The sequence below is a fragment of the Pseudarcicella hirudinis genome (assembly GCF_900115665.1).
GTDB lineage: Bacteria > Bacteroidota > Bacteroidia > Cytophagales > Spirosomataceae > Pseudarcicella > Pseudarcicella hirudinis.
In genome coordinates, this window is the sequence record NZ_FOXH01000016.1 from 50,909 (window position 1) to 76,463 (window position 25,555).

At 40.1% G+C, this 25,555-nt stretch carries 16 protein-coding genes; 1 reads left to right on the forward strand and 15 read right to left on the reverse strand.

Going from position 1 to position 25,555, the window contains the following annotated elements; translation table 11 throughout:
• Nucleotides 1-8: 8 nt before the first annotated feature.
• The 7 genes from BM179_RS21115 to BM179_RS21145 form a co-directional block, all read right to left on the reverse strand.
• Nucleotides 9-1,778 carry a glycoside hydrolase family 9 protein gene (locus tag BM179_RS21115; protein WP_092019165.1) on the reverse strand — a complete coding sequence of 590 codons (1,770 nt, stop codon included), beginning with the start codon at nucleotides 1,776-1,778 and terminating at the stop codon, nucleotides 9-11.
• A 182-nt stretch (nucleotides 1,779-1,960) separates the two neighbouring features.
• On the reverse strand, nucleotides 1,961-3,145 hold the full coding sequence (locus tag BM179_RS21120) for a PQQ-dependent sugar dehydrogenase (protein ID WP_092019166.1): 1,185 nt from the start codon (nucleotides 3,143-3,145) through the stop codon (nucleotides 1,961-1,963).
• 22 nt (nucleotides 3,146-3,167) lie between these two features.
• Nucleotides 3,168-5,960 carry a glycoside hydrolase family 2 protein gene (locus BM179_RS21125; RefSeq protein WP_092019167.1) on the reverse strand — a complete coding sequence of 931 codons (2,793 nt, stop codon included), beginning with the start codon at nucleotides 5,958-5,960 and terminating at the stop codon, nucleotides 3,168-3,170.
• Between the two features lie 613 nt (nucleotides 5,961-6,573).
• Nucleotides 6,574-7,755: a glycan-binding surface protein gene (locus BM179_RS21130; RefSeq protein WP_143095291.1), complete on the reverse strand. Its 1,182-nt coding sequence runs from the start codon at nucleotides 7,753-7,755 to the stop codon at nucleotides 6,574-6,576.
• 142 nt (nucleotides 7,756-7,897) lie between these two features.
• Nucleotides 7,898-9,508, reverse strand: a complete 1,611-nt coding sequence (locus BM179_RS21135) for a RagB/SusD family nutrient uptake outer membrane protein (protein WP_229633007.1) — start codon at nucleotides 9,506-9,508, stop codon at nucleotides 7,898-7,900.
• A 72-nt stretch (nucleotides 9,509-9,580) separates the two neighbouring features.
• Nucleotides 9,581-12,775 (reverse strand): SusC/RagA family TonB-linked outer membrane protein, encoded by a 3,195-nt coding sequence (locus tag BM179_RS21140; RefSeq protein ID WP_092019169.1) that lies wholly within the window; start codon nucleotides 12,773-12,775, stop codon nucleotides 9,581-9,583.
• Nucleotides 12,776-13,117: 342 nt separating this feature from the next.
• Nucleotides 13,118-14,893: a sensor histidine kinase gene (locus BM179_RS21145; RefSeq protein ID WP_092019170.1), complete on the reverse strand. Its 1,776-nt coding sequence runs from the start codon at nucleotides 14,891-14,893 to the stop codon at nucleotides 13,118-13,120.
• Nucleotides 14,894-14,950: 57 nt separating this feature from the next.
• Here BM179_RS21145 and BM179_RS21150 point away from each other — a divergent pair, with 57 nt between their 5' ends.
• Nucleotides 14,951-15,592 carry a response regulator transcription factor gene (locus BM179_RS21150; RefSeq protein WP_092019171.1) on the forward strand — a complete coding sequence of 214 codons (642 nt, stop codon included), beginning with the start codon at nucleotides 14,951-14,953 and terminating at the stop codon, nucleotides 15,590-15,592.
• Nucleotides 15,593-15,640: 48 nt separating this feature from the next.
• Here the strand turns inward: BM179_RS21150 and BM179_RS21155 are convergent, their stop codons facing one another.
• The 8 genes from BM179_RS21155 to acs all read right to left on the reverse strand — a co-directional run bounded on the left by BM179_RS21155 (nucleotide 15,641) and on the right by acs (nucleotide 25,510).
• Complete coding sequence (locus tag BM179_RS21155) at nucleotides 15,641-16,657, reverse strand: zinc-binding alcohol dehydrogenase family protein (RefSeq protein ID WP_092019172.1); 1,017 nt, start codon at nucleotides 16,655-16,657, stop codon at nucleotides 15,641-15,643.
• A 163-nt stretch (nucleotides 16,658-16,820) separates the two neighbouring features.
• Entirely contained in the window at nucleotides 16,821-17,714 is an 894-nt protein-coding gene (locus tag BM179_RS21160; RefSeq protein ID WP_092019173.1) for a trypsin-like peptidase domain-containing protein, read from the reverse strand.
• A 189-nt stretch (nucleotides 17,715-17,903) separates the two neighbouring features.
• Nucleotides 17,904-19,082: an endonuclease/exonuclease/phosphatase family protein gene (locus BM179_RS21165; RefSeq protein ID WP_092019174.1), complete on the reverse strand. Its 1,179-nt coding sequence runs from the start codon at nucleotides 19,080-19,082 to the stop codon at nucleotides 17,904-17,906.
• Between the two features lie 87 nt (nucleotides 19,083-19,169).
• On the reverse strand, nucleotides 19,170-20,114 hold the full coding sequence (locus BM179_RS21170; protein WP_092019175.1) for a DUF8428 domain-containing protein: 945 nt from the start codon (nucleotides 20,112-20,114) through the stop codon (nucleotides 19,170-19,172).
• A gap of 232 nt (nucleotides 20,115-20,346) precedes the next feature.
• Nucleotides 20,347-21,717 carry a HAMP domain-containing sensor histidine kinase gene (locus BM179_RS21175; protein WP_092019176.1) on the reverse strand — a complete coding sequence of 457 codons (1,371 nt, stop codon included), beginning with the start codon at nucleotides 21,715-21,717 and terminating at the stop codon, nucleotides 20,347-20,349.
• A 90-nt stretch (nucleotides 21,718-21,807) separates the two neighbouring features.
• On the reverse strand, nucleotides 21,808-22,488 hold the full coding sequence (locus tag BM179_RS21180) for a response regulator transcription factor (RefSeq protein ID WP_092019177.1): 681 nt from the start codon (nucleotides 22,486-22,488) through the stop codon (nucleotides 21,808-21,810).
• A gap of 216 nt (nucleotides 22,489-22,704) precedes the next feature.
• On the reverse strand, nucleotides 22,705-23,484 hold the full coding sequence (locus BM179_RS21185; RefSeq protein ID WP_092019178.1) for an enoyl-CoA hydratase/isomerase family protein: 780 nt from the start codon (nucleotides 23,482-23,484) through the stop codon (nucleotides 22,705-22,707).
• A gap of 130 nt (nucleotides 23,485-23,614) precedes the next feature.
• Nucleotides 23,615-25,510 carry an acetate--CoA ligase gene (gene acs, locus BM179_RS21190; protein ID WP_374754589.1) on the reverse strand — a complete coding sequence of 632 codons (1,896 nt, stop codon included), beginning with the start codon at nucleotides 25,508-25,510 and terminating at the stop codon, nucleotides 23,615-23,617.
• Nucleotides 25,511-25,555 lie beyond the last annotated feature (45 nt).

A 25,555-nucleotide genomic window follows, 5' to 3' on the forward strand; every position in this document is an offset into this window, starting at 1 on the left:
CTTTCTTGTTATTTCTGTAATATTTCCATGGCAGAAATCAGATATACAAAAGGTGCATTCCAGTTGATTGCAATCTCATTTGAAGCAAAAGAGCAGTCATTATCCGAATACATTTCATCAGGAATATTGATTGGATAAAAGCATTTATCCTGCTTATTGCCTTTGGCATTTGTTCCGCCGGAAAGTAAACCGGGAACAGGTTCCCTTATATGGTCTGCCATAGAAGGGCGATGATGTGGATTCATAGTCGGTTTCTTGCCGAATCCGGTCAGAAAGCAATATCCGGTAGCATTTCTTCCCAGGATAAAATCAAGGTTTCCCAATGCAAAATCCAGGTATTTCCGGTCGTTGGTAAGTTTATAAGCCTGGATCAGTACAATCCCTTCATTTGCGGCATGGGCATTACTTCCCCACATATAATCATTTTCCGATTTTCCCATCACGGCATAATAGGCTGTATTTTCAGCATTTTCCAGCAGATTATCGGCTAATTCAAGTACCCTTTTACGGGCTTCCGGAAGCAGTTTTCTGCCAAAATCCCCCAGGTTCTTCTCATTTCTGAGCAAACTGTAATAAGCCAAAGCCTGCACCTGGCTCCAGGTAGGGATTTTTAGTGTGTTTTCCGGAAAAATTGTCTGATTTTTCAGGTAAGACTCATTGCCTGTACTGAGATACAATTCGGTAGCAGCCCAGATCCATTCATCTGAATTGTCTTTATCTTCATAAGCACCGGTAGAAATTTTCGGGTCAAAATGTGTATTATTTTCATTCTGCCGATAATATACCGAAGGATTCTTCTTCGCCCAGAGCCATGCGGACTCAGCCGCCTTCATACAGGAATCAGAAAGGCCAGGAAAGGCTTTTGGGAATGCTTTAAAAACCCTGCCTGCCTGAGCCATTACTGCGGCAAAGTCAAGACTTGCTATTGTATTTTTCTGAACCACATATCTTGGATTATGACAATCAGCAGGCATAATCATTTTGTCAAAAGAAGGATTCGTCAGTTTATGATATACACCTCCGTCTTCCGGATCCTGCATGGTAAACATCCATCGCAGATTCCACAAGGTTTCATCCAGAATGTCAGGAATATTGTTGTTACTTTCAGGAATATTGGTTTCAAAATGTTCGAAATAGCCTGGAAATTCCTCATAAACTGACAGTAAGGTTCCCATCGTAATACCTGAATTTACGATATATTTGTTGTAATCTCCGGCATCATACCAGCCTCTCTGTGAAGAGATTACACTACCTGCCGGGCGCTTTTCAGAAGCAGCAGAAGAATGAATCAATACTTTATCATCAGGATGTCCGGCTGCTCTTGTCCATTTTCCGGCATATTTCTGAGGCAATGCAGTTGATGCTCTTTGATAATAATACCCTTTCAAAGCCCCGATTGCAGCAGCTCTGTGTACTTCAGGCTGAATGCTGAAAGCATATGAATTGCCTGATCCCGGTACAGAAACCACATATTCTCCGGTTTGCTGAAAGCCTGAAAAGTCTGCAATTCTTGTCGTTTTCTGAGAAATGGAATTTACTCTCTTCGTTCCCAGTTTCCCGGTGAAAACAGTGTCTTTACTATTGGATGTCAAGAGGTAGAATTTGTCCTGGGGAGTTTCCGCAGTGATAACAGCAATTTTAGGTGCTTTAGGATAAAAACCAATCTGGTTGATTTTAATGCCATCAGCAGCCGTAGATTGTGCCTGAAGTGTGGTGTCTGCCAACCATAAAATCATCAAAGCTAACCTGACCGAAAGTTTTACTGTGTTTAATTTCATCAAATTTAAAGGGTTAATAAATGGTTATGTTTAATATATTTTGGGTAAATTTTTCGGACAAATCAGCCTGAATCGATCATATCAGGCAGTTTTCTTCCCTCAAAATGCAGGAAACCCTGATTTTCGGGCAAAAAGAAACCTTCCTGTTTGCGCAAACATTCAAAGCAGGAAGGTTCTATAATCTATTGGGCAATTTTATACAGCACTCCTTTTTCTCCGTCAAGAACAACCGTTAAAAGGTATATTTCTCCTTTTGAATCCTCTCCGAAACTGTAAATATGCCAGTATCCGGCATCCTGAGAGATATTCAGTTTCTCACGATCCCATTTCCCGTTTTTGCCTTCGGTGAGCTGCCAGACCGGGCCAGTCCAGTCTGCAAAAATGTATTTACCATCCAGGGAAGGAACTTGCGTTCCGCGATATACAAAACCGCCTGTGATACTAATTCCCTCAGCATGAGGATACTCAGAAATAGGATTGATCGTCTGAGCGGGTTTCGGATCTGAGGTATTGTGAGGCTGGCTGCCTTCCATCACTCTCCAGCCATAATTTCCGCCATTTTCAACAATATCAACTTCTTCGATCGCATCCTGTCCTACATCTCCGGCAAACAATTTGCCCGTTTTCCGGTCAAAACTAATTCTCCATGGATTTCTGAAACCATAGGCAAAAATCTCCGGTTTTGCTCCGGCCTTTCCAACAAAAGGATTGTCTTTCGGAATTCCGTAAGGAGTCTGATCAATATCAATTCTCAAGATTTTTCCCAGGAAAGTATCCGGATTTTGCGCATTCCCATATTTCCCGTGCTGGTCACGCTGTCCTCCTCCATCACCTACCGAAATGTAGAGAAATCCGTCTTTTCCGAACTTCACATCTCCGCCATTGTGGTTCGACTGCGGCTGATCGAATTCAATAACTACCCGGCCTGAATTTACATCCGCCTGATTAGGATTTGTTTTGGAAACCTGAAATTCTTTAATAACACTTTTGTGATTTGCACCGCTGGTCGGAGCACTGTAATGCACATAAAACTTACCATTTTGCGAAAACTTCGGGTGAAAAGCCAGTCCGAGTAAACCTCTTTCCTCATAACCCGGTTTCTTAACAACATCTTTTGTAATATCAAGGAACAACGGGCTTTGTAATTTGCCATTGTTAAGCCATTTGATTTTACCTTCCTGTTCGCAAACAAACATTCTGCCCGAACCGTCATTTGGATCAGCAAAAGCCGTAGGGTGTGCCAGCTGATCTGTTATCTGTACAACTTTTAATTTGGATGCTGCCTGCGGAACTCCCTGTCCACAAGCCTGTACCGAGTAAAGTCCTGCTGAAAATAATACTGCTGCAATCGATTTAGTGAATTTCATAAGTGTGTTTATAGGAAAAAGTTTATCTGAAATCAAACCATAATGTGCCTTTAACCGGCGTATAGTTCCTCATACTGTTTTTCTGACTCTGAGGTCCCATTACAGCGGCGGAGTTAAATTTAGTGCCAATCGGACTAATAGCCTGTAAAAAACTGATATTTCCGGAAGGAAACGCAGGACTGGTATAATCATTCGGAGCATTCTTAGGTTTTTCAGGTCTTAACATCTGAAGAAAAGTATGTTCATTTTCTGAATAAACGGTAAAAGGTTTCTCCTTATTTTCCACCACAACCCATTGCACATCAGAATGATACCCTTTAAATTCAGGATATTGCCATGATTCTCCGGTAACGGTATTATTATATTTCTTTTCCCAAACACCCAGTTTATTTCCTTTTAAACGGTTTTTCCAAACCCGGTATGGCCCTCTCCCCAGCCACTTCATGCCTTCAATTTTCTCTTCCGGATAATTAAAAGAAATTCCCATAAAATCAGCTTCCCCCCGTTGAGAGTACTGATAATCAAGACGTGCGGGCTGTCCCGGAATAAAGGTCCAGGTTACTTTAAACCAGTTTTTATCTTTGGCATAGCTCAGCTCCACCACATAATTCTGCTCTGCCTTGAAATGCTTAAAAGACTGTAAATCAAGGCTTACACCTGCAAGAGACGGCCCGTTTGATAAAGAAATTTCCGTTTTTGAGGTATTTACTTTTGTCAGAAATCCGGACTTTTTGTCAAAATTACAGGTTATCCCATCTGATTCTACTTTCAATATCTCATCTGTTTCATTTGCCGAAATGGCTCCTTTTCCGGTAATTTTCTCCCAGACAGGTTTTCTGTCCTCTGCACTTTGGGTCGTCCATGACCAGGTATAAATTTCAGCACCATGCGGGTCAGTGGCTGTCAGATAAAGTGCATCACTTTCTTTCCAGTTGACAGGAAGATTAAGGTTTAAATATCCTTTTTCTCCCGGTTTTAAAGAAATTTTATCAGGTTTTCCGGATTGTTCACCAATCAGGCCATTCTGTTTGGGATCAGGAAATCTGACTAATTTCCAGGTAAAATCGCATTGATTTAAATCGGTAAAAGAATAGTGATTTTCTACTTCAAGTTTACCCTCAAAACCTGCTGAAATTAATGGTTTCGTTATTCTTACCGGAGACCAGATTTCCTTTACGGTATAAAAACTGGCTTCTTTCTCACGATGCGGCCCAAGTAATCCGTCCGGGGCATTGTTTCCATAGACATCGATGATTCCGTTTTTATCTGTTCTCACCACACCTTCATCAGTAAATGACCAGAGAAAACCACCCGAAGCATGAGGATGACGCAGCATAAGTTCCCAGAAATCATCCAGTCCTGCGCCATGTCCTCCATCAAAAAGTCCATGCATAAATTCTGTAGGCATCAGAATCTCAGTATCATACAAGGCTGAATTCACCAGATAGTCATAGGTAATATAATGTTTGGTATCAAATTCATTAAAACGCTCCCAGGGGTGCAGAACGCTGCGTTTTTGCGGGTCATACAGTTGATAATCATGATCCAGTTCCGTATTCCAGCCTCCTTCATTGCCATTATCCCAGAACAAAACAGAAGGATGATTCACATCTCTTATCACCAGTTCTTTCAGCAATTTCCGGCCAACTTCCGTATCATATTTGGCCTGCCATCCGGTAAGCTCGTCCAGCACATACAAGCCTAAAGAATCACAAACATCTAAAAAATGCTGATCCGGCGGATAATGCGACATTCTCACCGCATTCATATTCATTTCTTTCATTAGTCGGACATCGGTAATGCTCAGCTCTTTGCTGGTTGTCCTTCCTGTTTCGGGCCAGATCGTATGACGATTTGATCCCTTCAGCATTACTCTTTTGCCATTGACATAGATTCCGTCATGTTTTTTGACTTCCACGCTTCTGAACCCGAATTGTTTACTGAGGCTATGCACGATATTTCCTGCGGCATCCTTCAGGTCAACTCTGACTCTGTATAAATTCGGAAATTCGGCCGTCCAGGTTTTTATATGATCAAAGTGATTGGTCAGGATTACTTTCTCTCCGGGACTTCCTTTGACAGAAAACGGGGTACCGACTTTTTCGGCTGTCAGTGTTTCAACCTGAGCCTGAATCTGATAACTTTCGTCAGTTTTTTCAGAAAATACCTCTGCCAGAAAAGTTCCGTCAGCTTTTGCATCAACAGCGATTCTATTAATAAAATGCTGTGGTACAACTTCCAGATATACAGGCCTGTAAATACCTCCCAAAGCCCAGAAATCTCCCTGACGTTCTGCTACATTAAGGGATTTATTTCCTGAAGATTTGTTAACAGTGACTTCAAGTAAATTTTCTCCGGTCTTTGTAAAACTGCCGATTTCATAAGAGAACCTGGTAAAACCACCCTGATGTGCCGGACCAACTGTTTTTCCGTTAATCTTCACTGCTGTTTCTGTCATAGATCCTTCAAAGACTATAAAAATACGCTTGTCTTTCCATGATTTATCAACCTGAAATCTATGTTTGTAAAGCCCCTGTTCATCTGCCAGTGTGCTGTCCCGGCGATTGTCATATCCGTAACTATACTTGCCAAAACCCTGCAGTTCCCAGTTGGATGGTACAGCAATTTTCGTCCATTTTCCACTGTTCTGCCCTTTTGAGCAATAAAAATCCCATTGAACGGTATGGTCTTTGTCAGTCCCCGAAAGATATACCGTACGGGTCTCCTGAGCAATCAGACTGGTATTTAGTAAAAAACCTGTCAGCAGCAGCAGACATAATCTGCCCAATCTTAAACAGGAAGTTTCAATTTTCATAGTTGTTTTAGTTTTAAAGGAAAATGTTCATTTATCTGTCCTGACAAAGTTATAGTCCCTTCCGAACCAAACCGTTATGGTTTGTCTGGTTTAGTATTCATTTAATCAGGATACCATCAGCCAAAGGTTATCTAAATACTATTTTTACTCTGGTTTGAACAGGTTAATTTTCCTTTACCGCTTTCACATAGCTTGTGGCTTTTGAGTTGTTACTATAAAACGGGGATTAACCCCCGGCTTCAAGGCAGGTGCAGCAGTTTATTTGAAATTAAGCGCAGAACAAATGTTAATATTCAATCTGATTCATTGAATACTATCCTTTTTTATCAAAAAATCCCCCCATTAAAAAATAGGGGGATTTTCAAATCTTCTTCCTATAAAAGCCAAGTTTACAATTTGAAGATTTAAACTTTCCGGTCTGGTTCTTCCTGGTAAATTGTATCCTTTGAATTTTATTACAAAAATGATTTTAATTTGTATTTTAAAAATCAGGGTTATCCCTTAAAATAAAAAATCAGGGAAAACCCCTGGTTTTTAGAAAAAGGAGAAGATCATGCCAGTTTTCTAAAGCTATTGAGCAAGGTATCAATAGCTTTAGAAAGAAGCTAAAAAGCTATCTGCTGACAATCCTGAAATTATCCACTCCGGTATTAAATGCCGGAATTACGGCATCAGGATTACTGAACGATACTTTCAGGTCAGTGATCTTTGAAGCGTCAGCGATTGTGAGGCCCGTAGCGTTTTTAAATTCCGTCAATGAAATAGTTGCTGTGCTCCAGCCTTCTGTTTTATAGCCCGTTTTAGCAAACAATACATTATCCCAGGGCTTGAATTTGTAAACATAATCGTTGTTGAGCGTTATTTCATAATATCCGGTCGTCCAGGCTTCTTTTACATTATGCTCAAATTTGAACAATTTATCTGTCGCATTTCCGGCAGCCAGTTTAAAATCAAAATAACAGGTGGCAAATACCCAGGAAGCATTATATCCGGTTTTAGGAAGATTTTTGTCATTAATTCTGGCAAATTTACCCGTTAATGCATCAGCATCCGTTTCAGCAATAATCGGAGAATCTCCCCAGCAAACAGCTGAACCCCAACTTGTTGCGGGGATATCAAAATTAATCATATTTCCGGTAAAATCATTCACCTTCACTGTAGATTTCGCTGAGCCTGATTCACATTCTACCGTTACAAAATCTGAAGTAATCACGGCCGGAAATTTCACACGGATGAGTGTTGGTGTTACGCTTACTACCTGCAGGGGAGTCGTACCCAATTTCACAGATTTTACATTATAGAAATAATTGCCAATCAGGTAAGTTTCTGAATTAGGCTTTACGATTTCACAATATAAACTGCTTAAAACAGGAGGAGGAGGTAAAATTGTAAAGCTAAAACTTGTTTCACCATGAGTAGTTACCAGGCGGATCTTGTTAGAAACAGCCGGATCAGTTGCTGCGGTAGGCACTTCTCCCGGAATGGTAATAATCAGGTTATCTGAGGTATTCATGACGGCATTAAAAGGTGCCGGAAAATCATTAAAATAGGCTTTAAGCACACGATGCAGATTCTCTCCCTGAATAACAATCAGCGTTCCGGGAAGGGCTTTGGCAAATGTGCTGTCTTTTTTGGCAGGATCAACCAGTCTTACCTGTTTAATTATCGGAGGTCCCCCTGCGTCTATGCTATTTTCCTTACAGGACATCGTCAGAACCGACATCATTGCAGAAAGCAATAAGCACAGAATTTCAAACTTCTTCGTTTTTATAAAAAGCTGTATTTTCTTTTTCATCTGGATATTTTCTTTGTTCCATTCAATGCAATCTGCTGAATAACAGCTCAAACTGTCAGGCATTTCTGCATTCTTGTCTTTATTTTAAAATCAGCGGATATTTTCCGGAAGTATCTGTTAATCTCTTTTACTTCCGGAAATCCTAAAATTTGTATGGTACCGGAGGTTTTCTCAGGTTAGGCGCTTTGGCCAGTTCTGATTCGGGATAAGGTAACCAGAACGTACTATCATCCACTTTGTAGTAAACCGGCGTGAAAGTAAATACAAACTGCCGCGGATTAGAAGCACTGGTTCCCGTGCCGGGTTTAATAGCAACCGTATAAGAACCTTTATCCTGTCCATTGATAATTTCCTTTGCTTTAGCAGGATTGAAGTAATACAAACGCACCAGTTCGTACCAGTAATTTCCTTCCATGGCAAATTCAACCCTTCTTTCCTTAAAAATATCGTCAAAAGTAATAACACTCAGCGCAGGTATTCCGGCTCTGGTTCTTACCATATTAAAATACTTCAGTGCTTCAGGATCACTGGTAGAGGCCTTATCTCCCAGAATACTCTCTGCATAATTCAGATACACTTCCGCCAGACGCAGCATATTAGTGTTCACTTCAGTATGCATTCCGGTTACTTTTCCATCATTATCATCAGCAGTTCCTACCACATATTTCTTAATATTTGCCACCGTATTTCTGTCATACAAAAGACCTCCGTTTTTCTGAAGGATTTCTTTGTACAAATCACCGTAAAGCATAAACGTTGCTTTTCTGCGAATCGAATCTGCCGGAGAAACTGATTTCAGGTAATCTGCTGAAGCGCCATGGGCAGCACCCCAGCCATCCCATGAACCTGTAACTTTTGTGTCATAAGCCATATATGCCTGAAAGGTATTCTGCGTCCCCCATTCTCCATTGTAAACCCATTGCAAAGCAAACATCGACTCAGGATTATTGTTGTTTTTGGTCATAAACAAATCGGGGTAACTGCTCATGAGTGAAAAAGGGCTGTTTTTAATCACATCCTGTGCATAATATTTTGCACTATCCAAATCTGTCTGATTTCTTTTTCCCCCGGTAGCCCCTACCCCGGAGCGAACCAGAAATAACCTGGACAACATACCCTCAGCAGAATATTTATTGATTCTGCCTTTTGCTACAGAAACCGCAGGAAGATTCTTAACCGCATAGCGCAAATCACGGATCGCAAATTCCCAGACACTCTCTACTGTATTTCTGGCAATGGAAGTATCTCCCATCTGTTTAACATTGTTATCAATAATCGGCACAGCTCCCCAGTTACGAACCAGGTAAGAATATGCCACGCCACGCATAAAACGGGCCTCTGCGATGGCATGCCGCTTCATGTTATCCGGCACCGTCGTTTTGGTACTTTTGTCAATATTGTACATTACCATATTACTTTGCCCGATGACATTGTAAAATGAGCGCCATGATTCAATCAGGCGGTCATTACTTGCCGCCACTGAAAACTGATAAAATGAATTATAATCATTCGAAATCATGTTTCCTGCACGTGCATCCCCGATTCCGAAGGAAGATTTATCATTAAAATCAAACCAAACTACATTGTATAAAGGAGCGGTTGCCTGTAATACCTCTTCTCCGGTAGTGTAGTATGTTCCGTCTGTCAGCTGACTCAAAGGAGGTCTTTCCAGGAAATCTTCTTTACAACCTGCCAAACCAAGTACTGCCAGGAAGAGGAATATGTATTTAGATAAATCTGATATTTTCATCATTATTTCTGATTAATTGAATAAGATTTAAAGCCATTCTGCTTTAAGTAATTCGTCAGTTTTTTAATTATTTCTCTAGAAATCAGCGGTTAAACTAAAGGTGTACATTCTTGCCGCAGGATAACGTCCGTAATCAATTCCTACGGTTAGGTTTCCTCCGTATTTGTCACTCGAAGCCCCGATTTCCGGATCATAACCTGAATAATTGGTAATTGTGAAAGCATTCTGAACTCCGGCTGTTACCCTTAATCCTCTTACAGGTATTTTTTTCAGGATTGATTTTGGCACATTGTATCCTAATGTGATATTTTTTACCCTCAGATATGACCCATCTTCAATAAACTGATCGGTAGGACGGTTGTTACCGTTCGGATCTCCGGCTACAACTCTCGGAACCGTTGTTCCCGGATTCAGCAAAACAGGATTGTCTTCCGCTTTGTAACTGCTTGGCTGGGCAAAATTGGCAACGGCCTGCAAAGCGCCTCTTCCCGGGCCGCTTCTTTCCGGTGCTGAGTTTGCATATTTTGTGTAGTTAAAAATACTGTTACCATAAGTTCCCTGCATGAAAACCGACAAATCGAAGTTTTTGTATGAGAAATTATTACTGATTCCGAAAATGAATTTAGGCCAGGGACTTCCTACAAAAGTCCTGTCTTTTTCATTGATTACCCCATCTCCGTTAACATCTGTAAATTTCACATCTCCTACCCATGTTCCCTGTGCAGGGTCAATTTTACTGGTTTCAGGAATAGCACTGTTTTTCAGGTCAGTATAGTTTTGAAAAATTCCGGCAAACTTATAGCCATAGAATTGCCAGAGTGGCTGTCCTACTACTGAACGTGAAATGAACTGGTTCATAAACCAGGGTGAACGATCTATATTACTGCTTTCGAGGTACAATTTTGACAATTCATTTCTATCCAGAGAGAAAGAAATGCCACTTTTCCAGGTAAAAGGACTTTCGATGTTAACCGTATTAATGGTAATGCCGAAACCGGTATTTTTCATCGAACCAATGTTTACATACGGTGAGCTGATCGAACCTGTTCCGCTTGTTCCCATATAGGCAGCCAGAGGTAGTTCCAGAATCAGGTTATCTGTATTTTTGATATAGGCATCCACGATAATCTCAAGCCGGTTTTTCAAAGCATGGAGGTCAAAACCAAGGTTATAGGTTTTGGTACTTTCCCACTGGAAATCCGGATTGGCAATTCGTCCCGTAAGAAATCCTGTTCCCCAGGCAGTTTGCCAAGCATTCAGGGCAGAGTAAATCGCTGTTCCTCCGTTTGGCAGAGATTGATTACCCGTCAGTCCATATTCTGCTCTGATTTTCAAATCGTCAATGAAAGTAATGTCTTTCATAAAATCCTCTTTGGAAATCCTCCAGGCTGCTGAAACAGAAGGGAAATAGCCCCAGCGCTTATTAGGTCCGAATACAGCGGCTCCATCCGCGCGCAAAGTTGCCTGCAAAATGTATTTATCGTTGAACGTGTAGTTAAAACGGGAGAAATAAGATTCTGTAGCCCATTGTCCTCTGCTGCTTCCATTATCTGATCCGGCTTTGTTTCCTGCACTCAACTCTGTGATATTATTGCTGATATAACCTACCCGGCTGCCAAATAAACTTTCGTAAGTAGATTGCTGTGCCTCGTGCCCGACCATCAAACCCAGGTCATGGTGGCCAAATTTCTTATTGTACCGCAAAGTCTGGTTCCAGCCCCAATAAAGGCTGTTATTAGCCGTTCTTTCAGAAGTGGAAGATTCATTGACAAAACCTCCGAATTTATAAGACGGAGAAAATTTGTAGCGGGTACTGTATTCAATATTTCCATTAAATTCTGTACGAAAAACCAGATCCTTCAATAAATTAAACTCCGCATTCACCCCACCCAGCAGCATTGTTCTTTTGAAACGGTTTTCATTGATTGAAGCCAGGGCTACAGGATTCGACAAGCGAAACTGCGTCTGAGAAGGCCCGTCAAAAGAACCATCTGCATTACGAACAGCTACTGCCGGAGACTGCGTAATCGCTGTGTTAATCAAATCATCATCTGTTACGGAAATCTTTTCGTTTGTTCCGCTCAATGACAAATTAGCACCAACTTTCAACCAGTTTCTTACTTTATTGTCAACATTGGTACGAACCGAATAACGATCAAAACCGGATTCTATGGCAATACCTTCCTGTTTCATATATTCTCCGGAAATGTAAAATGTCGTTTTTTCATTTCCTCCACTCAAAGACAGTTGGTGCTTTGACATAGGTGCTGACTGGAACAGCTCTTTCTGCCAGTTAGTACCATCGCCTAATAAAGAAGGATCAGCGTATTCCGGCTGTGGGGTTCTGTTCAATGCTTTGTTATACGCATTCTGATATACAGCAAATTCTCTCAGGTTCATTGTCGGTAATAACTTTGGAATTGACTGAACGCCATAAGTTGTGCTGTATGTAATTTTTGTCTCACCGCTTTTTCCGCGTTTGGTAGTAATTACCACTACTCCGTTGGCAGAACGAGAACCATAAATTGCCTGCGCAGACGGGCCTTGTAAAACGTTGATTGATTCAACGTCTTCCGGGTTCAGACTCGCTAAAGGACTGGAAGTTACCGTAGAAGCTCCCGGTAAAATCTGTACACCGTCAATAACATACAAAGGTTCTGTATTTCCTCCGATTGTTGAAATCCCCCGGATATTTACCGAAACCCCTCCTCCGGGTCTTCCCGAGTTACTGGTTACATATACGTTGGCCGCGCGTCCCTGTAATGCCTGATCAATAGTGGTATTGACCGTCTTTTTTATATCAGCCGCACTTACTGAAATCTGAGAAGAAGAAAGATCCGTCTTTTTCATAGAACCATATCCGACTACCACAACTTCACTCAGATTAGCTACGTCTTCCGGTAAAGCAACCTGTATGTTTGTTTTTCCGGAAAGTCTGATTGTAACAGCCTTATATCCTACAGAAGAAACGATGATATTACTCCCTGTTGCAGCATCAATTGAAAACTCCCCTGCTGAATTAGAAGTCGTTCCGATGGTGGTTCCTTTTACCAATATACTCGCACCGGGAATAGGCTGATTATCCAGTTCTGAGATAACCTTTCCTGTAATTTTATGTCTGGCATTTGAAGTAGCCTGGGCACTGACATCAGCAACCTGTACAAAAATTGTCATGATCAGAATCATTACAAATTGCCAGATATATGATAGGTTTAATGATACCTTCAACAAAGAAGGCCCCCTGCTCTGATAGCTTTTCTGCATTATCATAGTTGTGTTTAATTGTTAATTAATATGTTTTGGTTTGTGGAATGCATAACTATCAGGCATTCAATCGCTATTTGTGTTAAGGGCGTAAAAGTTTAGTCTCATACAAATTCGTTTCAGGTTTTGTAAAATAGTTATGATAAAATTTCATGGGTTTATCTGGCAGGCATACACCTTCCCTTCCGGCTGTATTTTAAGACACCCGAAAATCAATGGTATTCTGATTAGATTTTTCAGGATAAAACACAGGATAAATCATGGTACAAAATTGATTTCTTTTTGTACTATATAAATCAGGGTTATCCAGTAAAATGAAAATTCAGGGTAAACCCTGAATTTTATAGATCAGAAGGGAATGAGGATGGTAACGGAAGTTCCGGTAGCGGCATCAGTCTGGAGGGTCAGGTTTCCATTGAGGTATTTTACTCTGGAACGGATATTGCTCCAGCCACTGCTGTCTGTCCCAATGGCATTTTCATGAAATCCTATGCCATCGTCTTCGACAGTAAGAGTGATTGAGCTTTGTTCCTGATAAACAATCTGAATAATAATTTCTTCTGCCTGACTGTGTTTGAGCGCATTAGCCAGTAATTCCTGAATAATCCGGTAAATCATCAGGTTTTTGTCTTCGGGAATACTGAATTTTTTCCCGAAATGCTGAAAAATAATCTGAGGACTGGTGCTTTTCTGTTTCAATATTAAATCCTGAATCGCTCTGATTAATCCAAATTTTATCAGGGTATTCGGCTGAAGATTTCCGGAAATGTTCCGTACTTCTGAACAGGCTTCATCAACCATCCTCGTAATCTGAGAAGAATGGGAGTCCGAGCTTCCGCTGAGAATCTTAATCCTGGAAAGTAAGGTACCCAGACCATCGTGCAATTCCTGAGAAATTCTCAGTCTTTCCTGCTCCTGTCCGTTTATAAGTGCGTTGAGGGTTTCAATCTGTAAATTTTTTAACACTTTCTCATCTTCCATTCTGTTGAGTTTCCGTCTGCTGAAAAAAGTGAAAGCCAGAATACCTGCCAGCGCTAAAGCCAAAATGATAGAAAGAATATACAACTGCTGACGAAAACGAAGTTTATCAAGTTCCGCATCTGACAGCTTTTTTTCCAGTGCTATTTTTACCAGTTCTTCTTTCTGTTTACGAATCAACTGATATTCATTGACGGAACGGATATCTTCTTCAACTTTAGAATTGACTATATCTTCTGAAGCTCTCCGGTAAAGATCAGAGTATTTATAAGCATTCTGATAATCCTTTATCAAAATATAAGACTGATCCAGTTGAGAATAAACGGCCCTTCGTAACTGATTCAGGGAAATATATTGCTCTGTTATTTTCTGACAATCTTCAAAAGACTTAAATGCCTCCTTATATCTTCCCACAGATCGCTGGCAAATGCCCATGTAAAATAAAGAAACGGCTTCCAGCCAGTTTATTTTTAGTTTCCTTCCTATTTCAAGACTTTTACCGGCATAGACGATTCCTTCTTCAAATTTCAATTCGTGTCTGGATAAATCTGATCTGGCAGCACAGATTCTACCTTCCGTTGTTAGGTCTTTTAAAGATTCATTGAGTAATTCCGCTCTTTTCAGAAGAAAATGGGCAGGTTTTAGTTTAAAATCCTGAATATAAACATTGGCAAGATTAATCAGATGCCCCATTTCATAAGCAGGCATTTTGTTTCTGCGGTAATAAAGCATTGATTTGGCAAGGTATTCTTCGGCATATTTATGGAAAATAGGTCTGTCCATAAAATAATAACCCAGAGAGCCTACCGTTTCGTAAAAATTAGTCGAATCCCCCAGAATACGGAAAAATTCCATACTTTTACGATAACTGGCAACCGGAGATTCATCAGGGTCATTCCATTCCTCCTGATTTTTTGCATAAGCAAGGTAAGTATAAGCTAATCCAACTGTATCCTTTTCCTGCTCATATTGTTTTAACAATTTATGTATCTGCTCTTTAGTATAATCTTTACGATACGGATCCGGATATTTATTATTGCCTTTGGCAAAAACAGCTATAAAAAAAAGCAGGCAAATGAGGGTATATTTTATACAATTTGGAATCTCCAATATATCTGATAGCGCTATTTTGATAATTTTTTTCATTTTTCCTTTAATTATCAATCATTAATTTTGCTCAAATGTAAACACTTTCATAATCCAATGATAAAATTACTACTTGTTGATGATCATAAAATTTTCACCCAGGGCCTTTCTTCCATTTTGCAGAATGAACCTGACATGACAGTAGCAGGAGAATGTCAGACGGCTGAAGAAGTGTATGCGATGCTAAAAAGTACAGCCATTGATATTATTCTGCTGGATATTAATCTGGGAAAAGACAGCGGTCTGGATCTTTGTAAATTCATTTTTGAGGAATACCCTTCTACGAAGGTTCTAGCCATTTCCATGTACAACGATGAAAGTTTTATCACGAAAATGCTTAAAAACGGAGCTTCAGGTTATTTGCTTAAAAATACCAGTCGGGAGGAATTTATCAAGGCGATCAGAAGTGTTTATGCCGGAGAAAAATACCAGAGTGCGGAAGTGATGGACATTATTATGAAAGGTCTTTCCCGTCAGAAACAACAAGACAGAAACATTCATCAACTCCGGTTCACGAGACGAGAGAAAGAGATACTCGATCTGATTGCCAAAGGATTAACCACCAAGGAAATTGCTACAAGTCTGTTCATCAGTGATAAAACAGTTGAAACACACCGCAGTAATCTTCTGGCAAAATTTGAAGTGAAGAATGTAGTCAGCCTGATTAAAATGGCTATGGAATATGGTTATTTAAAATAGCCTCCCGATACTGCTCTCAGCACCGGGAAGTCATTATTGTCAGTTTTCCTAGTTCAGTTCAGCTACTGCTTTTATTACGCCATTGGCAGGGTCTTTAAATTTGGCAAATTCCTCTTTCAAATCCTCAAAACCCACCCGGTGTGTGATGTAATTGGTGGGGTCAACCAGTTTCTTTTTCATGGAATTAATAACGTGTTCAAAATCCTCACGGGTCGCATTTCTGCTGCTCATCAGAGTAGCTTCTCTTTTATGAAATTCGGGATGGCTGAAACTTATTTCCCCTTTCTGCAAGCCAACCAATACATATTTTCCACCGTGCGCAAGATACTGAAATCCGTTATTAATTGCTTTAAGACTTCCGGTGGCATCAATTACCACTGTCGGCATTTCACCCTCTGTAATTTCAATCAGGCGTTTTTTCACATCTTCTTCCAGTGCATTAACCGTGTGAGAAATTTTCAGTCTGTTTTTACAAAATTCCAGCCTTCCGTTATTAATATCCATAGCAATTACCCTGGCTCCTGCTATTCTGGCAAATTCCATGGTCCCGAGTCCGATAGGGCCAGCTCCGATTACCAGTACAAATTCGTCTTTTCTGACCTCTGCTCTCCTGATACTATGAGCTCCGATAGCCAAAGGTTCCACCAAAGCCAGTTCATCATAACTCAGGCCTTCCCCGTGAACGAGTGAATAAGAAGGTACAGAAATATATTCTGCCATTCCACCGTCAATATGTACACCAAAAACCCTGATATCAACACAGCAGTTAGGTTTTCCGTTTTTACAGGCAACGCAGTGTCCGCAGTTAAAATACGGAATAAATGTCACTTTTTCATTTATGGCAAATCCTTCCGCTCCATCCATTGCAACGATCTCCCCCGCCAGCTCATGTCCGAGTATTCTCGGATAGCTAAAAAAAGGCTGAGTGCCGTCAAAGGCATGCAGATCTGTACCGCATATACCTATACGCTTGATTTTCAGAATGGTTTGACCAGGGCTTAATGACGGCTGATTAATTTCCCGGTAATTTAATTCACGGGGAGTATCACAAACTAATGATTTCATTATTCTTTCTTTAAAATAGCTCAGAGAGGATTCACAGATACAAGTCCGGTTTTACCTTTACCTCTTTATGTTAAGAGAACCACTTTTATAAAATATACCTACAAACCTGTGCTTTTTTAAAGGATTTTGTCAGAAAATATCAATCATCCTGATTTCTGTAATGTTATGACAATTCTGCCTCTTCATAATATTTCACACCGTTTTGCCGCAAAAATTCTGTGATTTTATGCGCATGCACACACCTGCCTACATGCATAAAAGGATAATTTGAAATTTTTTGTTTGCCGGATCCTGTCTCAATTTCCAGATCTTTGATGTCAAATCCCAAATGAAGATGCATGGTCATCGACTGCATGCCATAGATCAGCCCATTCTGGTCGAATAAAGGGCCGCCGCTTTGTCCTTTCAATCCGGGTGTACTCAGCTCAATTCCTACAATTTCATTGTTTTCTCCTACAAACCTTGTAATAATACCATCGATCGGAAAAACGGGTGTATTCGGATTTCCGGCATTAGTCCATTCCAAATTATCGCTGGCAGGATTTACCATAAAATTGGAAAATTCCGGAAATGGATAACCAAGTCTGCAAAGCGTTTTACCGATCCTGATATTTTTATTCTGTCTGACAAAAGTCGCATGTGAGTTGTATAACTTTCTCTCAAAACCCGTAAACCTGATAATAGCCAGGTCTAATGTCGGGTGATTCTGAATGCTAAAACCGGATATTTTGTCAAAGCAATTCTGAAAAGTATTTAACAGCTGGATAGTGGTTTCAGGCTGAAAGTTATATTGTAATTCCAGCTCAGACAATTTAGTTTTGAGCATATTACCTCTTACAAGCCTGCTCTTCTCCTCCTTAAATCCTTCATATTTCTGCCAGATTTTATCTGACTCTATCAGCAAATCGGCAACATGTTTACAGGTAATTGCCACACCTTCTTCATTGACAAAAAATATGGTTGCAGCACCGGCACTCAAAGCTCCTGCATAACTTCTGGTGGCTGAAAGGATTGGTCTTGTAAATTGCAGCACATTTTCAATGGAATCTTCAAACATAATACTTAGGTTTTAATTTTTACTGTTTAGCAAGTTCAGGCTTATTCTGAGATTCTATGCAATTAGTAAACCAAACTCGATGATTCTTTCAAATTATTTATAAAAGCCTTATCATCAGTCTATAAAATAAAAATCCTGCAAATGGCATTTGCAGGATTTCATTCAAATACATTTATTACCCGGGAGCAATTATCTGTTGTTAAGCGCTAATAAACCTATGTCTTTAGTACTTTTAGATAATACATATTGAGCAACCAAGGGGAAGTGATCAGAGAAAGGGACGGATGAAACAGTTTTACAGGATTTGACCTCCCAATCCGAACTAAAGAACTGCTGATCTATTCTAACAAAATAAGGATTTCTGTTTAATGTGAAACCTAAACCTTGTCCGGCTTCTTCAAAAGCATTCTGGAAGGTCAGACTTAATTTGCCGTAAGCATAACCAAAAGGTGTTTCATTAAAATCACCGCAGATGATTACCGGATATCTGCTTCCCGCCACGTATTGTTCTACTTCTTCAATTTGCTCATTTCTTGCTTTAAAGCCATCTTTCAGCCTTGTAAAAGTATCTGAAAGCTCTCTTCCGAATGTCCTGATGTCTCCTTTTCTGAGTGCCTCGTAAGCATTCTCAATCCTCACACCCATTGACCAGAAGTGGGTATTTACAATTCTGACGGTATCCTGATGATATACTATGTCGGCATATAGAAAGCCATTGACATTAGGTGCATTAGGGCGGCTCCAGATTTTACCATATTGTTTTACAATCGGGTACTGCGAAAGCAAAGCCAGGCCTACAGTCCGGTTTTGTCCGTCCTGAAAATTGGTACATTCTGCCTTCTGAGCATATTGACTTTCAAGTTTAGCATTGGGAATATATTCCTGGAAACAGGCAATATCAGCTTTGAGATCAGCCCAGTTTTTAAAATCAGAAGGAAAACCGGAAAAACTTGCACTATTAAAACTCAATACTTTTAAACTTCCTCCATTATCATTAAATAACTTCTCGCTTCCGTTGCCTACCAATCTTTTCATAATAGGAAAAGCCAGTAACAACCAGATGAATCCCGTACTAGCCAGTACTCTTTGCTTCTTAAACACCAGATAAGCGCTTGCTGCAAGTCCGGTCAGTACGGCAAAGGGTAAAGTCATCATCATAAACCCAAAGATCCACTGATGAGAAATCGGCCAGTAGCAGAATGCCATGGTGATAAACAGATAGCCAATGGCAAAGGATGAGAGCGGGAACTGTCTGAAAGTTTCAAAAAACTTCCCAAAAACCTGCGCAGCAAGTTTGTACCACTCATTTCGTCTGAGGATGCGGTAATTTCTCCGGATTTTTAATGATATTGAAGCAAGAATATTCATATAGATAGTGGTGGTGTGTTTAAAAAATAAAAGACGATGCGCATTGCAACACATCGCCTTTACAGGTTTTTAAGCTTAAGCGTAATACTATTTTACTTCAAAACCTCCGGTTCCGATTTTGAAACCTTCGGAATATAATTCAATTGAATATTTACCTGATTTGTAAGGAGAACCTTTTCCGTAAACAATGTCAACTTTCTGGTCATTGTTTTCGAATGGAATACCTTGTTTGGTGGTGTAACCTAACTCTTTACCATCAAATTGCATGATACCTGAGTTTGCACTTTCGCTGATTACCGCACCGTTCTGATCCATAATTCTTACATAAATGTCTTTATTATTTTGCTCAGCAACAGGATTAGAAGCTAAAACGAATGATATTTTCAACTTGTCAATTTTCGAAGATTTGTAACGTCCGCCATCACGAAGTTTACCGTTTTCAGACAAAGCATAAACCTGAACCTGTTGTGCTTTCATTGCCGAAGCAAGGGTTACCTTTTTCGCTAATTCTTCATTTTTAGCAGAATAATCAGCAAGGTTCTGAGTCAACGTAACTTTTTCAGTTTTCAATGAGCTATTCTCATCTTCCACTACTTTTTTCTCGTCTTCAAGTGTTTTGGCGCGAACTGTCAATTGACCGTTTTCTTCTTTCAACTTACGGATATCCTCATCTTTAACAGCCAGGAAATTTTCATATTCTTTAATTTTGGCGTCGTACTTCTGAGCAGAAAAATGGAAGTCAGATTTCAATTTTTTTCTATCTGCTTCAAGTTGTTCTTTTACTTTTTCAAGCTCGGTTACGTTACCGCCTAATACTTTGATTTCTTCAATTTTACTGGTAAGCACTTTGTCAATCGAGTCTAATTTAATCTGGGTAGTTGACAATTGCTCCACTTTCATGGTAAGAGACTTTTGTAATTCTACCGTTTCATTTCTTGCTCCAACGAACAGATAAGCTAAAAGAGCAATAATTCCAAAAGTAACACCAAGTGCTATTTTGAAGAAAGTCTGATTATTATTGTTTGTTTCCATAATTGTTTTTGAAAAGGATTGATTTAGTGATATTTCTGAAAGCAAACTAACACCCCACAAGTTAAAGAGGTGTTAAATCGACCTTAAAATTACCTTAAAATTGAAGGGTTACGGGAGAAAATCAGCAGAAAAGAAGGGAAAACGGACAGGATCCGGAGAAAAGTATTTCGCAAGAAAACATTATAACATTGTGAAAATCAGAAAAATACAAACAACACCAAGAAAGAATATTCTAAGCCGTTTTAAAAATCAGCTTAAAGGTTGTTCCGGTTGAATTAGATTCTACTTTAATTTCACCATCATGAATTTTAGTAATCTCTGCTACAATAGCCAAGCCAACACCATGCCCTTTCGTGGCATTTGCAGTTGAGTTACTCCGGTAAAAAGCATTGAAAATATAAGGTAAATCCTCTGCCGGAATAGCAGGACCTTCATTAAAAACCTCAATCATAATCAGCCCTTTTCTGGTAAAGAAATTAACAATCGCTTCATGACTCTGAGAGAATTTACAGGCATTATCCATCAGGTTCATCAAAACAACTTTCAATGAGGCCTCATTTCCGTTAATTACCAGGGCATTTTCATCATCCGGAAAATCCTTGAAATTTACATGCACCTGATAATTCTCATGCCATTTCAGTAACTGGCTTTTTGCCTCCCACAGCAGTTCATCCATTCTTACGGAAGTTTTGGTCATCGTTCCGGGACTGACAACCGTATTGGCCAGGCTTAACAAAGCATTTGTCAATTGAATAAGGGTTCTGGTATCTTCCTGTAAAGACTGAAGCGTTAACTGGTAACCTTCAGGTGAACGCAGCTGCATGAGGGTTACCTCTACCTGCGAGTAGATCTTTGTCAGTGGATTTTTCAATTCATGCGAAACATTGGCAATGAACATTTTCTGCATAACCAATGCATTCTCAATCCGATCCAGCAGCTGGTTAAAAGTATCAACCAGCCTCCCTATTTCATCAGAACGGTTAGGATGCTGAACCCTTTTGTCAACATTATCCGGAAAAATCTGATTAACCTGCCTGATAATGCCCGACATTGGGGCAAGGGCTTTATCTGCAAAAAACCAGCCGCTTAGTCCTACCAGTAATACCCCTACCAAAACCATCACCAGAAGGATTTTCCGTAAGTCCTGCAATGCTTCTTTTCCCATTACATCAACGGCACTGACAATTACCCAGTTATCGGTTCCGGCATAGGTCATTTTCATGCCAAAAACCTGATAATCTCCTACATCCAGGAAAACAGAGCCCATTCCGGCTTTGATCTGGGTCAGTACCTGTTCATGTGAAATGATATTATTCTGATTGGTAGAAAAGATAAACTGTCTGAATTTTTCACTGTACACTGAAATACTCTCATCATGCAATAATTCTTTATCCGAAACCGTAACCAGCTTTAAAACAGTAGTATCAGCCGCCTGAACCTCAAAAAGCAGCGTTGCAGTTGTTATCGCATTATCCTGTAATCTTTTATAGAATCTCTTTTCAAGGTAGAGTTTACTGAAAAAATAAACCCCTACCGAAAATACCAGCAGGATGGCAGTAACCAGCGCAATAAACTGATTGGTAAGTCTGGCGCGAATATTCATGTGTTATAATTGTATTTCCTGAAAAAATAAAGAAATTAACCAGTTCTGCTTCGTTTACTGAATGCCTGGCAACAAAAATGCCTTAACATTTTATGAAATAATCTTCATTACATAACCCATTCCGATCTGGGTATGAAGGAGTTTCGGTTCAAAATCCTTATCAATCTTTTTTCTCAAAAAATTCACATAAACTTCTATGACATTTGTACCAGTATCAAAAGTTACGTCCCAGATTTTTTCTGCAAGTTCAACTTTGGAAATCACCCTTCCCTGATGTCTTACAAAATATTCGAGCAGTACAAACTCTTTGGCAGTCAGGGATATTTCTTTTCCTCCCCGAACAACCGTTTTTGTGTCCAGATCCATTTCCAGATCGGCAAACTTCAAGGTATTGGCCGTCAGGAAGGTATTGGTTCCTCTCCTGGTTAAGGCACGGATATGAGCCATTAATTCCCGGAATTCAAAAGGTTTAGCCAGATAATCATCCGCTCCGGCGTCCAGACCTACTATTTTATCGTCAATCGTTCCTAAGGCAGTGAGCATTAAAATCGGAGAGACAACCCCGGCTTCACGCATTTTTCTGCACAACTCCAATCCGTTAATTCCCGGAAGAATAATATCGGAAATGATCAGATTATAATTTCGCCGGGTAGCCAGTTGCAGCCCCATCTGTCCGTCATAAGCTACATCAACTTCAAAATGATGTTCCTCAAGACCCTGCTGAATAATCTGCACAGTTTTTACCTCGTCTTCGATCAATAAAATTTTCATCTGTAATATTTTAGTATGTCTTTCCGAAGGATGTTAAAAAGAGTGATTTTTTGTCAGTTTTTCACAAAATCAAACACGCCCGGAAATTTTCCGTGATACCAAAAGTAGTGAAATAAAGATGAGCTTAAAGAAAAAAAACGCTTTAAAATGAGTTTCCGGAACTCTTATTCTCCATAATCAATTATTTTTTCGGATAAATCTATGCATCCGAAAACATCATTTACCACTGAAATCCGGCTTTCTCTTTTGCAGAAATGAAGAAACACCTTCTATAAAATCAGCCGATTTTCCTGCAATATCCTGATTGGCTGCTTCCATCTCCAGCATTTGATCCAGCGTAGAATGTTGAGAGGCATTCAGTACTTTTTTCATCAGGCCAATCGCGAAAGTCGGGGCATTGGCATAATGATTTGCCAGTTGGTTTACCGCATCATCCAGCTCGGCAAGCGTCACCACTTTAGAAACCAGTCCTAATTCCAGACATTCTTCCGAACCTACCATTCTTCCGGTAGAGCATAATTCAAAAGCTTTCTGCGAACCGATTAATCTCGGCAGGAAAAAAGAAGAACCTGCGTCCATAATCAAGCCTATATTTACAAAAATCTGTGACATGGAGGCATTTTCTGAGGCCACAATCAGGTCGCAGGCTAAAGCAAGTGAGCAACCCGCTCCGGCAGCAATTCCATTCAAGCGGCAAATAACCGGTTTAGGTAAGTTCCTGATCGCCTGAATCATAGGATTATAGTTTTTTCTTAAAGATTCTCCCAGACTGCTCATTTCTCCCATTCCGGCTTTAAGATCAGCTCCTGAGCTAAATGCCTTTTCTCCGGCTCCTGTCAAAATTACAACTCTTACCTTTTCATTCTTTTCTGCTTCTCCGATGGCCCTGGTCAACTCCTGAATCAGATCTGAACTGAGTGCATTATATACCTGCGGACGATTAAGTGTAATCCGGCAAATTCCTTCCTGAATTTCGTAAATTAGATTCTGGTACATGAGATTATTTTGTTTTAGTAAATCAATTTCAGAATTTTTAATTTATTATGCAAGCATACTATTGTACAAAAAAGAAAGAGGCACTCAGACCTCTTTCTTTTTTACAATATTTATCTGATTTTCAGACTTTTTACAAAGCACCGGATTTAATTTCCTCAACAACTGCCGGATCAAGCAGGGTCGAAATATCTCCTAAATTAGAGGTTTCTCCTTCGGCAACTTTACGTAAAATACGACGCATTATTTTACCTGAGCGGGTTTTAGGTAAACCTGAAACAAATTGAATTTTATCAGGTTTGGCAATCGGGCCGATAATTCTGGTTACTGTCGCCAGAATGTCTTTACGGGTTAAATCTGCATCAGCAGGTGTTTTTTCACAAATGACATACGCATATATCCCTTGTCCTTTAACGTCATGAGGATAACCCACCACCGCGGATTCAACTACACCCAGGTGCATATTGATTGCATTTTCAACTTCGGCAGTACCAATTCTGTGACCGGAAACATTGATTACATCATCCACCCGTCCTGTTATTCTATAGTAACCATCAGCATCTCTCAAACAGCCGTCTCCCGTAAAATACATTCCTTTATAGGTAGAGAAATAGGTCTGACGGCATCTTTCATGATCGCCATAGGTTGTCCGGATAATTCCAGGCCAGGGAAATTTAATGCAAAGATTTCCTGAAACATCATTCCCTTCTATTTCCTGTCCCTGTTCATCAACAAGTACAGGTTGTACACCCGGAAGTGGTAAGGTAGCATAGCCAGGTTTGGTCGGGGTAATGCCGGCAATCGGTGAAATCATGATTCCTCCTGTTTCTGTCTGCCACCAGGTATCTACAATCGGACATTTATTTTTACCGATATTATCATCATACCAATGCCATGCTTCTTCGTTAATCGGCTCACCAACAGACCCTAAGGTTGTCAGGGATGATAAATCTTTTCCATCTATGAAACCCGTTCCGAAACCCATCAGTGAACGAATAGCAGTTGGTGCCGTATAAAGTACATTGACCTTATATTTCTCTACCACATCCCAGAAACGTCCGGCATCCGGATAAGTCGGAACACCCTCAAACATCAGAGAGGTAGCTCCTGAAGCCAGCGGTCCGTAAACAATATATGAATGGCCGGTAATCCAGCCAATATCTGCCGTACAAAAATGAACCTGTCCCGGTTGATATTGAAATACATTCTGGAAAGTATAGGCCGCATACACCATATAACCTCCGGTTGTATGCACAACTCCTTTAGGTTTTCCGGTTGAGCCGGAAGTATAAAGAATGAACAACATATCTTCTGCATCCATTTCCTCGGCAGGGCAGTCGCCTGAAACCGATTTTTCTTCATCTTCCCACCAGCAGTCACGGCCTTTGAGCATGGAAACAGGGGTACGCGTACGGGTAGAAACAATAACTTTCTGAACAGAAGGACATTGAATCAGGGCATCATCTACGGTTGATTTCAATGGAATTTCTTTATTTCCACGATATGAACCATCCGAAGTAACCACTATATTACATTCAGCATCATTAATTCTGTCTGCAATCGACTGAGATGAAAATCCTCCGAAAACCACTGAATGTACTGCTCCGATTCTTGCACAGGCTAATACCGCGATAGCCAGTTCAGGAATCATTGGCATATAAATACAGATGCGGTCTCCTTTTTTGGCACCATGCTTTTTAAGTACATTGGCAAAACGGCAAACTCTCTGGTGTAAAACCTTATAAGTTAAGGTAACAGTACTTTCATCCGGATTATTTGGTTCCCAGATAATTGCAGGAGTATTTCCGTTTTCTGCGAGGTGGCGATCAAGGCAATTTTCGGTGATATTAAGTTTACCGCCCTTAAACCATTTTATATTCGCTTCATTAAAATCCCATTCCAGTGTTTTTTTCCAGGGCTTTCTCCAATAAAAACTTTGTGCCACTTCCCCCCAGAAACCTTCCGGATCTTCTACAGATTGCTGGTATTTTTCCTGGTACTCTTCAAAAGAATTAATTTTCAAATCCATGTCTTTATGCAATTAATGATGGTTTTAAGACTTTTAAAAACAAAA

Excerpts from the sequence above, each read along its gene's own strand:
- BM179_RS21115 (WP_092019165.1), bottom strand. The coding sequence starts at position 1,778 with ATGAAATTAAACACAGTAAAACTTTCGGTCAGGTTAGCTTTGATGATT.
- BM179_RS21120 (WP_092019166.1), bottom strand. The coding sequence starts at position 3,145 with ATGAAATTCACTAAATCGATTGCAGCAGTATTATTTTCAGCAGGACTT.
- BM179_RS21125 (WP_092019167.1), bottom strand. The coding sequence starts at position 5,960 with ATGAAAATTGAAACTTCCTGTTTAAGATTGGGCAGATTATGTCTGCTG.
- BM179_RS21130 (WP_143095291.1), bottom strand. The coding sequence starts at position 7,755 with ATGAAAAAGAAAATACAGCTTTTTATAAAAACGAAGAAGTTTGAAATT.
- BM179_RS21135 (WP_229633007.1), bottom strand. The coding sequence starts at position 9,508 with ATGATGAAAATATCAGATTTATCTAAATACATATTCCTCTTCCTGGCA.
- BM179_RS21140 (WP_092019169.1), bottom strand. The coding sequence starts at position 12,775 with ATGATAATGCAGAAAAGCTATCAGAGCAGGGGGCCTTCTTTGTTGAAG.
- BM179_RS21145 (WP_092019170.1), bottom strand. The coding sequence starts at position 14,893 with ATGAAAAAAATTATCAAAATAGCGCTATCAGATATATTGGAGATTCCA.
- BM179_RS21150 (WP_092019171.1), top strand. The coding sequence starts at position 14,951 with ATGATAAAATTACTACTTGTTGATGATCATAAAATTTTCACCCAGGGC.
- BM179_RS21155 (WP_092019172.1), bottom strand. The coding sequence starts at position 16,657 with ATGAAATCATTAGTTTGTGATACTCCCCGTGAATTAAATTACCGGGAA.
- BM179_RS21160 (WP_092019173.1), bottom strand. The coding sequence starts at position 17,714 with ATGTTTGAAGATTCCATTGAAAATGTGCTGCAATTTACAAGACCAATC.
- BM179_RS21165 (WP_092019174.1), bottom strand. The coding sequence starts at position 19,082 with ATGAATATTCTTGCTTCAATATCATTAAAAATCCGGAGAAATTACCGC.
- BM179_RS21170 (WP_092019175.1), bottom strand. The coding sequence starts at position 20,114 with ATGGAAACAAACAATAATAATCAGACTTTCTTCAAAATAGCACTTGGT.
- BM179_RS21175 (WP_092019176.1), bottom strand. The coding sequence starts at position 21,717 with ATGAATATTCGCGCCAGACTTACCAATCAGTTTATTGCGCTGGTTACT.
- BM179_RS21180 (WP_092019177.1), bottom strand. The coding sequence starts at position 22,488 with ATGAAAATTTTATTGATCGAAGACGAGGTAAAAACTGTGCAGATTATT.
- BM179_RS21185 (WP_092019178.1), bottom strand. The coding sequence starts at position 23,484 with ATGTACCAGAATCTAATTTACGAAATTCAGGAAGGAATTTGCCGGATT.
- acs (WP_374754589.1), bottom strand. The coding sequence starts at position 25,510 with ATGGATTTGAAAATTAATTCTTTTGAAGAGTACCAGGAAAAATACCAG.